The sequence below is a fragment of the Acetobacterium sp. genome, assembly GCF_041752335.1.
Taxonomy (GTDB): Bacteria; Bacillota; Clostridia; order Eubacteriales; family Eubacteriaceae; genus Acetobacterium.
In genome coordinates this window covers 1-10975 of the sequence record NZ_JBGSHG010000007.1, presented here as the reverse complement: position 1 = coordinate 10975, position 10975 = coordinate 1, and the positions used below count along the sequence as shown (strand labels likewise).

The 10975-nt window shown below is 43.8% G+C and carries 11 protein-coding genes; 1 reads left to right on the top strand and 10 read right to left on the bottom strand.

Annotated elements, in window-relative coordinates:
- Positions 1-171 precede the first annotated feature (171 nt).
- From thiH to ACEW8F_RS01485, 4 genes are all read right to left on the bottom strand, one after another.
- Complete coding sequence (thiH, locus tag ACEW8F_RS01500) at positions 172-1326, bottom strand: 2-iminoacetate synthase ThiH (protein ID WP_373481705.1); 1155 nt, start codon at positions 1324-1326, stop codon at positions 172-174.
- Between the two features lies 1 nt (position 1327).
- Positions 1328-2092, bottom strand: a complete 765-nt coding sequence (locus tag ACEW8F_RS01495) for a thiazole synthase (protein ID WP_373481704.1) — start codon at positions 2090-2092, stop codon at positions 1328-1330.
- An 86-nt stretch (positions 2093-2178) separates the two neighbouring features.
- Entirely contained in the window at positions 2179-2373 is a 195-nt protein-coding gene (gene thiS / locus ACEW8F_RS01490) for a sulfur carrier protein ThiS (RefSeq protein ID WP_373481703.1), read from the bottom strand.
- A 162-nt stretch (positions 2374-2535) separates the two neighbouring features.
- Positions 2536-2820 carry a hypothetical protein gene (locus ACEW8F_RS01485; RefSeq protein WP_373481702.1) on the bottom strand — a complete coding sequence of 95 codons (285 nt, stop codon included), beginning with the start codon at positions 2818-2820 and terminating at the stop codon, positions 2536-2538.
- Positions 2821-3050: 230 nt separating this feature from the next.
- Between ACEW8F_RS01485 and ACEW8F_RS01480 the strand changes: the two genes are divergently transcribed.
- Positions 3051-3854 carry an HAD-IIA family hydrolase gene (locus ACEW8F_RS01480; protein ID WP_373481701.1) on the top strand — a complete coding sequence of 268 codons (804 nt, stop codon included), beginning with the start codon at positions 3051-3053 and terminating at the stop codon, positions 3852-3854.
- A 98-nt stretch (positions 3855-3952) separates the two neighbouring features.
- Here the strand turns inward: ACEW8F_RS01480 and ACEW8F_RS01475 are convergent, their stop codons facing one another.
- From ACEW8F_RS01475 to gyrB, 6 genes are all read right to left on the bottom strand, one after another.
- A complete protein-coding gene (locus tag ACEW8F_RS01475) occupies positions 3953-4708 on the bottom strand; it encodes a TMEM165/GDT1 family protein (protein WP_373481700.1) in 756 nt (251 codons plus the stop codon).
- 351 nt (positions 4709-5059) lie between these two features.
- Positions 5060-5344 (bottom strand): PTS sugar transporter subunit IIB, encoded by a 285-nt coding sequence (locus ACEW8F_RS01470; RefSeq protein WP_026394904.1) that lies wholly within the window; start codon positions 5342-5344, stop codon positions 5060-5062.
- Between the two features lie 27 nt (positions 5345-5371).
- On the bottom strand, positions 5372-6022 hold the full coding sequence (gene rpe / locus ACEW8F_RS01465; protein ID WP_373481699.1) for a ribulose-phosphate 3-epimerase: 651 nt from the start codon (positions 6020-6022) through the stop codon (positions 5372-5374).
- A gap of 34 nt (positions 6023-6056) precedes the next feature.
- Complete coding sequence (locus ACEW8F_RS01460) at positions 6057-6509, bottom strand: PTS sugar transporter subunit IIA (RefSeq protein WP_373481698.1); 453 nt, start codon at positions 6507-6509, stop codon at positions 6057-6059.
- Complete coding sequence (gene gyrA, locus ACEW8F_RS01455; RefSeq protein WP_373481697.1) at positions 6509-9010, bottom strand: DNA gyrase subunit A; 2502 nt, start codon at positions 9008-9010, stop codon at positions 6509-6511. The genes ACEW8F_RS01460 and gyrA overlap by 1 nt, the downstream gene beginning before the upstream one ends.
- Before the next feature lie 20 nt (positions 9011-9030).
- Positions 9031-10947: a DNA topoisomerase (ATP-hydrolyzing) subunit B gene (gene gyrB, locus ACEW8F_RS01450; RefSeq protein ID WP_373481696.1), complete on the bottom strand. Its 1917-nt coding sequence runs from the start codon at positions 10945-10947 to the stop codon at positions 9031-9033.
- Positions 10948-10975: the final 28 nt, after the last annotated feature.

The following is a 10975-nucleotide window of genomic DNA, read 5'->3' as shown; positions in this document are numbered from 1 at the left end:
TCGCAGCATAATGGCATCGGGTTTCCCACTGGCAATTTCATTGATGCGACTCAGAAAATCGTCCCGGCACAATTTCTGGTTAGTTATACAAATCAGCATAATAGGCTCCTTCATTTTTCTTGTTTATAGTCTATCATATTTGGAGAAAAAGAAAACGTCAATTAGTAAGCTTTATACCCGGATATAGTCACGATAAACCGGCTGAAGGCCCCGGTTTAAAATCATCTGATGGACCTCGGTGACACTGCGGGGATCGGAAATCTCAAACTGCTCATCGCCCTTTTCTTCCTGTTCATGACCGCCCACTCCGACCCTGACCCCAGCGGAAATTTTTGTCGCCACCATCCCGATGACATGATCCCGAAAGCCGGCCCGTTCCCGGGTTGAAATGGTGATCCCCGCAAAGGGCATCAGCAAGCGGTAGGCCAGCATCACCTGCAGCAGTTGTTGCTCATGGACGTCATTGGGGTTGTTATCGGCATTGTTAATAAAGGGCCTGAGCCGGGGGGTGGAAAAGCCGATTTCGGCATGGGGGTATTTCTGCTGAATGAAATAAGCATGCACCCCGGTGGCAAAGGCATCTTTTCTAAAGTCACCCAAGCCCAGCAATGCCCCGAAGGATACCCCCCGCATACCGCCCATCAAGGCCCGCTCCTGGGAATCAAACCGATAGGGAAAGACCCGCTTGGGCCCACTTAAATGAACCTGCTGATATTTGTCGAGGTTATAGGTTTCCTGATAAACTGAGACAAAATCGGCGCCGCATTTTTTAAGGTAGGCGTATTCATCAGCATTCAGGGGATAGATTTCGATCCCCACGGTAGCAAAATATTCTGCCGCCAGCTTAACCGCGGCCCCGATATATTCCACCCCGGAATGATGCCGGGATTCTCCGGTTAAAATCAGTATCTCTGTTAATCCGGTTTTGGCAATGACTTCCAGCTCTCTCTCCATTTCAGCCATCGTTAGCTTGCCCCGGCGGATTTTATTTTGACAATTAAATCCACAGTATACACAGTTGTTTTCACAGTAATTGGCAATATAGAGGGGCGTAAACAGGCCAATGCTGTTACCAAAGTGTTTTCTGGTTTCAATAATAGCTTTCTTTGCCATTTCTTCTAAATATGGTGTCGCTGCCGGTGATAATAAAGCCCCATAGTCTTCCATTGATAAATAATCTTTTTTTAGAGCCTGTTCCACATCCCGGGCAGAGACCTTTAAATAGTCATAGTTATCCACATTTTTTAGAACCTTATCCCGAATATCCGAAGCAATTATCGCCATTCCCGGTTGATAAACCATCGGATCTGTTCGTTTCGCGGCCATCTCAATCCTCCAAAAATCCGGTTAAGGGACTGGATGCTTCTCCCTGGGTTAAGACCCGACCGAGGCCGGCCAGATAGGCATTTCGGCCCGATTCAATGGCCTGACCAAAGGCCCTGGCCATCAATGGAATGTTTTTGGCAGTCGCCACCGCCGTATTGCACATCACGGCATCGACCCCCATTTCCATCGCCTCACAGGCCTGGGACGGCCGCCCGATGCCAGCATCGACGATAATCGGAACCGCGATTTCATTGACCAGAATCTCAATAAAATCCCGGGTGCTCAAACCCTTGTTGCTGCCAATCGGCGAAGCCAGGGGCATTACCGCCGCCGCCCCGGCACTGACTAAATCCCGGGCGACATTTAAATCGGGGTACATATAGGGCATCACCACAAAGCCGTCTCTGGCAAGGATCTCAGTGGCTTTAATTGTTTCATAGTTATCGGGAAATAAATATTTGGAATCCCTGATGACTTCCACCTTGACAAAATTCCCGCAATTGATTTCCCGGGCCAGCCGGGCAATTTTCACCGCTTCATCAGCGGTTCTGGCTCCAGAGGTATTGGGTAGCAGGGTAACATTTGAGGGAATATAATCCAGAATATTTTCTTCGCCCCCCAGATTCGCGCGCCGCAGCGCCAGGGTTACCATTTCCGCACCGCCATTCTCAACCACCGCCTTCACAATTTCCAGTGAAAACTTTCCCGACCCCAGAATAAACCGGGAATTAAAAGTATGTCCGCCAATTACTAATTGATCTGTCATTTCGTCTCCTTTTTGACTTTAATATTGGTATTAATAAAACATCTTGTTCGAATAATTATTGCCTGTGTTCAGTTGCGTAATGACGATCAACCACCACCCACAAAGCGAACCACTTCGAGGGTATCCTCCTCACCCAGCGTCACCGTTTCATAGCTCGCTTTGGGGACAATTTCACCATTTCTGGCCACCGCCAGAGTGGCCACATCAAACTGATTGACTTCCAAAAACTGCAATAGATTTTGATTGTTACCCAGGGTCATTTCTTTTCCATTAACTTTCATTTTGATTTTTCTCCTTCGCTGTTTTAAACGCAAAAAAAGCACAAAACGCGATTACACCCTTTCGGTGGTGTACCCCATTTCGTGCTACTATTTATCTTTTACTGTTCTAATATTATTACATCACATCGCTAAAGTCAAGCCCCGATTTTAATCCGGATTCTGCTATTGACGAGTGTAGGCATTGAAGGCTGCCATTTTGCTCTTATCTTCTTCAATTTCCTGGATTTCTTTTTTTAGAGCTTGCAGTCGGGTTGTCAAGGCGCCAACTTCCTCTTCATCTACCGAACGATTGGTCACTTCTTTTTTAATCCCCAACGCCAAAAGCTGATCGTCTTTTTCCTCATATTCTTGGCGGAGCAGTTCCAGCGTTGATTCACAATTAATCAGCTGCTTTTTAATCATCCGCATCACACGCATATCATCATAATTTTTTAAGATTGTCTCCATTTGAATTCCTTTGCCTTCCTGAAACAGTATTTTTCCTGTTTTTTTAGTTTATCACAGTTGCCCGTGCAAATACTTATGCGAAGACGAAAAATTTTTGCCATTCCTGGTTTAAGTTAAATTTTTACATTTATTTACATCTTTTTACATAAATTAACCCTATTTTTAAGATGAATCCGGATTAAATAGAGTATAATGTTGTAAATAACTGAAAAACAATTGGAGGTACAAAAATGAATGAAGAATTATTAGAACTGATAAAAAATAAAAAAGGCTTTATTTGCGATATGGACGGTGTTATCTATCACGGTAATCGGCTGCTGCCGGGAGTAAAGGAATTTGTCGATTGGCTTTACGCTAGCGATAAAAATTTCCTCTTTCTGACCAATTCCAGTGAACGTTCACCCATTGAACTAAAGGAAAAACTGGCACGTCTGGGTCTGGAAATTGATGAAAGCCATTTTTATACCAGCGCCCTGGCGACCGCTAAATTTCTAAAAGATCAATCCCCGGGCTGTTCGGCCTATGTCATTGGTGAACCGGGTCTGGTCAATGCCCTTTATGACGTCGAGATTACCATGAATGATGTGGATCCGGACTACGTTGTTTTTGGCGAAACCCGCTCTTATAATTATGACTCTGTACTCCGCGCCGTGAAGCTGATTCAAAAGGGCGCTAAACTGATTGCCACCAACCCGGATTTAACCGGCCCCACCGAAGACGGCATTGTGCCGGCCTGTCGGGCCTTTGTGGCCCCCATCGAACTGGCTACCGGCAAGGAAGCCTATTACGTTGGCAAACCCAACCCACTGATGATGCGTACTGGCATTAAACGTCTGGGGGTTCACAGCGATGATGCCCTGATTATTGGCGACCGCATGGATACTGATATTATTGCCGGGATCGAATCCGGATTAACCACCTTTTTGGTTCTCAGTGGTGTGTCCACCCGGGAAACGGTTAAAGATTTTCCCTACCGTCCTAACTATATCCTCACCGGCATTGATGAGATTGTCGCCGGACTGGGACTACAGTAAAAATCCCTAATATTTAGAGATAAGTTTTTTAATAGTCTCAATAGCTTAACAACAAAAAAGCGCCGCTCTGTTTTTCATATAAACAGAGCGGCGCTTTTCTAATTGTGTTGATCCTCTTTGACTTCGATCTCATCCTTTTTGCATAGACATGATGGATCATCTTCTTTTCCGGCTTCTTCCCATTCTTTTTTAATCAGGTAGTAGGATGCCCCAGCCGTTATAATCAATAACGCAATCATTATCAGGATTATTGTTGTGATCCCCAACTGCAACTGCTGGGTGGCCACCTGATAGGTGCCAATAAATCCAAATAACATAAAGGCCCCGGCCGATACCAGCTTAACCGTCCGCTCGGGTATCTTTTTACATAGGACCACCCCGATGATAATCCCAATGGCATCGGCAATCAGCATCCCGGTGGTGGTACCCACTAAAACGCCAATGGCATTATCGGGAAACTTGGTGGCCAGCGCAATCGTCGCCAGCTGGGTTTTATCGCCCATTTCAGCGATAAAAAAGGCGATCGTAACGGTTATAATCGGGCCGAATTTAGTCGCCCTATTTTCCTCGCCATTGAGCTTATCCCCTCTGATTGTCCATAATCCAAAGAAAATAAAAGACAACGAAGCAATTCCCTGAATCCAGATCTGGGCGCCATCAAAGCGGGTAATATAATTTCCCACCGCCACCGCCAGGGCATGGTTAAATACCGTCGCAATAAAAACCCCCATCATTACCTTGGAGGCCTTATACTTAGTGGCAAAAGCCATCGCCAACAGTTGGGTCTTATCCCCCATTTCAGCCAGAACCACCGCCCCGACAGCAACTAAAAACGCGACAAAATTTAAATACATTTTTCGTTCCTTCCAATCGTATTAAAGTAGCACTTCCTTTTCCAAAATAAAAAGACTCTTAGCATAATCCACCCGCAAATGGACTACGCTAAAAGTCTCGTTACCAGAATTGGCTACAAAGCCAGGTGACGAATCACCAGCATGTTGACTTTGTATAACAACTACTCCCTCTTAACTTTTTCATTATACAATACTCTCGTAAAAACTGTCAATGAAAAAAGCCGCAAAAATTAATCCTTAGATTAACTTTCATGGCGTTTTCTATTGATGTTCAAAAAATAAATTTGTTATTCTCTTCGTTTTTAGATCCGCCCAAAATAAATTGGGTTAAGTCTATTTAACTTGTCAATTTTATTTTTTCAATATCTCAATCAACTGGTCAATAGTACTTTGTAAATTAATTCCCGTTAAAAAAGCGCGGCCATTAATCACCGGGATATCGATATCCCCTTCCAGCTGACAGGTACACACAATCGCATCCGGATGTAATTCTTGATATTTTTTAAATGCATCAACTGCTTTGGCTTGAACGGTTCGACACTCAATACCATTTTCCTGAGCAATCTGTTCAATCTTTTTGGCAACCACTGTTGATGTTGCCAGGGCTGTTCCACACGCAACTAAAACAAGTTTCATCTTTTTTTCCTCTTTCAATTTTAGAATTTATCGCTGGATGATTTTTCTAAATTGTCCCATATTTTCTTTCATATCGCCGTTAAACAAACAGGATCCGGAAACGATCACATTTGCCCCGGCTTCCACCACTTCTTTTAAGGTATTAAAATTAATCCCACCGTCAACCTGAAGATCAATACTCCGGTTGCCAATCAGTTGGCGACAGGCTCTTATTTTTTCAGTACTGGCCGGAATATAGCTTTGTCCGCCAAAACCGGGATACACACACATAATCAGAATCATACTAAGTTGATCAAGATAAGGTTTAATCACCTCCAGGGATGTATCGGGAGAAACCACCAGCCCCGGTCTGACCCCTTTTTTTGTAATAGCGTCAATACAAGCCTGGATATCCCCATCCGATTCCATATGAACCGTAATAATATCTGCTCCGGCATCGGCAAACTGGTCAATATATTTAAGCGGTTCAGTAATCATCAAATGGACATCAAAGGGAATGGCTAGCACTTTTCGTAACTGCGCCACCTGATCCGGGCCGATGGTAATATTTGGCACAAAATGACCATCCATAATGTCCACATGGAGATAATCGGCACCGCTTTTTTCGACTTCTTTTAGATCCCGTTCCAGATTGGCAAAATCGGCACTGAGCATTGAGGGTGAAATTTTAATATTCATTGATATTCACTTTCTTTTTCTTACTGTAACTAAATTATAAAAATGTCTTAATGAGATTGTAAATGATTTGAGGTTCTTTTGCATCTTTTATTTTTATCAACATTTTTTCATTTTGAATAATGGTAATAATCGTCTGCAATATCCTTAGCTGTTTTTCAGGATTATTAATGGCCAGCAAAAATACAATCTGAACCGGAATGCTTTCTTTGGGGTTTCCCATTCCGGCAAAAACGATGGTATTTTTTAAGGTAACAATGGAGATGCTTTCTTTTAATACATATTTCGCTTCAGTATGGGGCAGAGCCACCCCTATTTTGGTGGGTAAGCCAGTGGGAAAGGTTCTTTCCCTTTCCACAGCGGCTTCAACAAAATCTTCGGTGATACACCCTTGCTCAAGCAGCGGTCTGGCTGCTAAAGCAATGGCATCAAACTGATCATTGACCGTACAATCGATTTGAATGCGATCGATATGGATTAACGAGTCCATTATTCTTTTTCAGTGGTGTCAACGAGTGGCTTTTGATTTTCGCCTTCGTCGTCGAGATCATCCACTGGATCCTCCTTATAAACTTTAGAAATCGTAGCAATAGATTCTTCGGGTTTTAATTTCATCAGACGAACACCCTGAGTATTTCGGCCAACGGCGGTAATATCATTGCCTTCCAGCTTGATCACAACGCCCTGATTATTAATCATCATGATTTCGCCATCCCGACTAATCACGCAGAAGCCCACCAGTTCACCAGTTTTCTTGGTGACCTTATAGGTTTGAACACCCTTGCCGCCCCGTTTCTGAGGACGATAAAGGTCAGATGCGCTGAGTTTACCATAGCCATTTTCACTGACACAAAGGACAAACAACTCTTCTTTGACAATGTCCATCCCAACAACCACATCATCTTCGCGCAGATCAATACCGCGCACCCCGATCGATGTTCGGCTGATCGGTCTTACCTCTTCTGAACTGAAGCGGATCGCATAACCACACTGGGTTCCCATGACAATTTCTTCATCCTGTTCAACCAAGCGCACATTGATCAGCTCATCCCCTTCTCTTAAGTTAATGGCGATGATACCATTTTTACGGGAAGTGTCATATTCGGTTAAATCGGTTTTCTTGATAATCCCCTGCTTGGTTGCCATAATCAGGTACTTATCAGCTGTAAATTCTTTAACCGGAATCATCGTGGCAATCTGTTCGCCGGCTTCTAATGGTAAGAGATTGACAATGGCGGTTCCTTTGGCTGTTCGTCCACCTTCAGGAATTTCAAAGGCTTTTAAGCGATAAACCTTACCAAGATTGGTAAAGAACATCAGATAGTGATGAGTAGTGGTGGTAAAGAGGTGTTCGACAAAGTCATTTTCCCGGGTGCTGAGGGCGGTAATTCCTTTGCCGCCGCGTTTTTGTGAGCGGTAATTATCAGCCGTAATCCGCTTCACATATCCGATATGGGTCATCGTGATGACTACTTCTTCTTCTTCAATGAGGTCTTCGATTTCAAAGTCTTCGACATCGATATCAAAGTTAGTGCGACGTTTATCGCCGTATTTTTCTTTAATTTCGATCAGTTCTTCTTTGATGATATTCAGAACCAGTTGACCATCGCCTAAAATTGCTTTTAATTTGGCAATAGTAACCATTAGTTCTTTGTATTCTTCTTCGATTTTTTCCCGTTCCAGACCAGTTAAACGTTGGAGACGCATGTCCAGAATCGCCTGAGCCTGAATTTCAGAAAGACTGAACCGTAAAACTAATTGTTCCTTGGCGACTTTGCCATCGGCAGCAGCCCGGATTAATTTTATCACTTCATCAATATGATCCAGGGCAATTTTTAAACCTTCTAAAATATGCGCTCGAGCTTCGGCTTTTTTAAGATCAAAAATAGTCCGTCTGGTGATGATTTCTTTTTGATGTTCAATATAGTGAAAGAGGATCTCTTTTAAATTGAGCACCTTGGGTTCATTGTTGACCAAAGCCAGCATGATCACCCCAAAGGTTTCCTGGAGCTGGGTATGTTTATATAACTGATTTAAAATAATCGTTTCGTTGGCATCCCGTTTTAAATCAATGATGATCGACATTCCTTTTTTCAGGTCGGATTCATCTCTTAAATCAGAGATCCCTTCGATTTTTTTCTCTTTAACCAGTTCGGCAATTTTTTCAACCAGCTTGGATTTATTGACCATGTAGGGGATTTCTGTGATAACAATCTGTTTCTTACCCTTTTTGGTGGTTACAATATCAACCTTACCACGAACCTTAATCCGACCCCGGCCGGTGCGATAAGCACTTTTAATGCCAGATTTGCCCAAAATAATCCCGGCGGTTGGGAAATCTGGTCCTTTGACATGCTTCATCAGTTCATCAATGGTAATCTCCGGGTCATCAATAAAGGCCACGGTGCCATCGATGATTTCGCCCAGATTATGGGGCGGAATATTGGTGGCCATCCCGACCGCAATCCCTGAAGATCCATTAACCAGAAGGTTGGGATATTTTGATGGCAAAACCGAAGGCTCCGTTTCCGACTCATCAAAGTTGGGAATAAAGTCAACGGTTTCCTTATTAATGTCCCGCAACAGTTCAGCCGCTATTTTACCCATTTTTGCTTCGGTATAACGCATCGCCGCGGCGCTGTCACCATCGACCGAACCAAAGTTACCCTGGCCATTAACAATCAGATACCGAATCGACCATTCCTGAGCCATCCGCACCATCGCATCATAAACCGACGAATCACCATGAGGGTGATACTTACCTAAAACATCCCCGACAATACGGGCCGACTTACGAAAGGTTTTATCAGGAGTTAACCCCAGTTGGCTCATCGCGTAAATGATCCGGCGATGAACCGGTTTTAAGCCATCCCGAACATCCGGTAAGGCTCGACCTATGATGACACTCATGGCGTAGTCAATATAGGAAGTTTTCATTTCTTCTTCAATATTGATCGATTTTATCCGATCAAATTCAATTATTTCTTGCATTTAACTTTACTCCTTCTTGACTAGATGTCCAAATTCTTAACTTTTTTAGCATTCCGTTCGATGAACTCTTTACGGGGCTGAACCTTATCGCCCATCAGAATGGTGAAGATTTCATCCGCATAAGAGGCTTCCTCAATATTGACCTGAAGCAAGGTTCGCACGCTGGGATCCATGGTCGTTTCCCAGAGCTGATGGGCATCCATTTCCCCAAGACCTTTGTATCGTTGCAGACTGATCCGTGAGCGATCTTCCACGCCTTCCAGTTTTTTCTCCAAATCCCGGTCGGTGTAGGCATAATCAACCTGTTTTCCCCGGGTGATCTTATAAAGTGGGGGCTGCGCGATATAAACATAGCCGGCTTCGATCAGACCTGGCATATAGCGATAAAAGAAGGTGAGTAACAGCGTTCGAATGTGAGCCCCATCGACATCGGCATCGGTCATGATGATGATTTTATGATAACGGGCTTTTTCAACATTGAATTCATCCCCGACCCCAGTACCGAAAGCAATGATCATCGATTTTAAGGAATCAGTCGTCAGAATCCGATCCAAGCGGGCTTTTTCAACATTCAGGATCTTACCACGCAAGGGTAAGATCGCCTGGGTTTTAGAGTCTCGGCCAGATTTGGCAGAACCACCCGCCGAGTCCCCTTCCACGATATATATTTCAGACAGCGCCGGATCTTTTTCCCGGCAATCCGCCAGTTTCCCTGGTAATGCTGTAGAATCCAAAGCACTTTTACGGCGCGTAAACTCACGGGCTTTTTTAGCTGCTTCTCGGGCTCTAGCGGCCGATAGGGTTTTTTCAATAATATTTTTAGCAATGCTGGGATTTTCTTCCATCAGGGCTGAAAGTTGATCGCCAACAATGGTTTCAACAATGCCTTTTACTTCGGTATTTCCCAGTTTTGATTTAGTCTGACCCTCAAACTGCGGATCGAGCAGCTTAATGCTGACAATGGCAGTTAAACCTTCCCGGGCATCTTCGCCGGTGAGATTTTTATCATTTCCCTTTAAAAAGCCGTTTTTTCGGGCATAGGTATTAACGGTTCGGGTCAGCGCACTCTTAAATCCATTAAGATGGGTTCCCCCTTCCGGGGTGTTAATGTTATTGGCATAGGAAAAAATATTTTCCGAATAACCGGTGGTATATTGAAAGGCGATTTCCAGCGCGTAGTCGTCCTGTTCTTTTTCAAAATAGGTAATCTTATCATACAGGGGATCTTTATTGCGATTCATGTATTCCACATAGGAATGAATCCCGCCGGTATAATAATAGGTTTCTTTCCGTTTAGGTGATTCTTTTTCATTAATCAGATTAATCGAAACCCCCTTATTAAGAAACGCCAATTCTCTTAAACGATGCTCTAAAATATCAAAGTCATAGTCGGTTTCCTCAAAAATAACCTGATCGGGTTTAAAATAAATGGTGGTTCCGGTGCGATTGGTGGTTCCGGTGATGGTCAGATCACTAGTCGGCTTTCCTTTTTCATAGGATTGAAAAAAGATCTGCCCTTTTTGTTTGACTTCAACGGTCAATTTTTCAGACAGAGCATTAACAACCGATACCCCAACCCCATGCAGTCCGCCGGATACCTTATATCCGCCACCGCCGAATTTACCGCCGGCATGAAGTACCGTTAAGGCCAACTCAACCCCGGTTTTTCCCTGAGAATGGTTCATCCCGGTGGGAATTCCGCGGCCATCATCGACAACCGTAATGGAATCGTCTTGATGAATGGTGACACTGATACTTTTACAATAACCAGCTAAGGCTTCATCAATACTATTATCCACCACCTCATAAACTAAATGGTGTAAACCCCGGGAGCCGGTGTTTCCGATATACATTCCCGGTCTTTTTTGAACAGCCTCTAATCCTTCGAGGACCTGTATCTGATCAGCTGTATAATTATCTGATTTGTTTTCTGGCATGTTTTCCTCCTGATTTTCATGGTTTATT

Coding starts and splice junctions, on each gene's coding strand:
- thiH (WP_373481705.1), bottom strand. CDS start 1,326: ATGGCCGCGAAACGAACAGATCCGATGGTTTATCAACCGGGAATGGCG.
- ACEW8F_RS01460 (WP_373481698.1), bottom strand. CDS start 6,509: ATGGACTCGTTAATCCATATCGATCGCATTCAAATCGATTGTACGGTC.
- ACEW8F_RS01480 (WP_373481701.1), top strand. CDS start 3,051: ATGAATGAAGAATTATTAGAACTGATAAAAAATAAAAAAGGCTTTATT.
- gyrA (WP_373481697.1), bottom strand. CDS start 9,010: ATGCAAGAAATAATTGAATTTGATCGGATAAAATCGATCAATATTGAA.
- thiS (WP_373481703.1), bottom strand. CDS start 2,373: ATGAAAGTTAATGGAAAAGAAATGACCCTGGGTAACAATCAAAATCTA.
- gyrB (WP_373481696.1), bottom strand. CDS start 10,947: ATGCCAGAAAACAAATCAGATAATTATACAGCTGATCAGATACAGGTC.
- ACEW8F_RS01475 (WP_373481700.1), bottom strand. CDS start 4,708: ATGTATTTAAATTTTGTCGCGTTTTTAGTTGCTGTCGGGGCGGTGGTT.
- ACEW8F_RS01495 (WP_373481704.1), bottom strand. CDS start 2,092: ATGACAGATCAATTAGTAATTGGCGGACATACTTTTAATTCCCGGTTT.
- rpe (WP_373481699.1), bottom strand. CDS start 6,022: ATGAATATTAAAATTTCACCCTCAATGCTCAGTGCCGATTTTGCCAAT.
- ACEW8F_RS01485 (WP_373481702.1), bottom strand. CDS start 2,820: ATGGAGACAATCTTAAAAAATTATGATGATATGCGTGTGATGCGGATG.
- ACEW8F_RS01470 (WP_026394904.1), bottom strand. CDS start 5,344: ATGAAACTTGTTTTAGTTGCGTGTGGAACAGCCCTGGCAACATCAACA.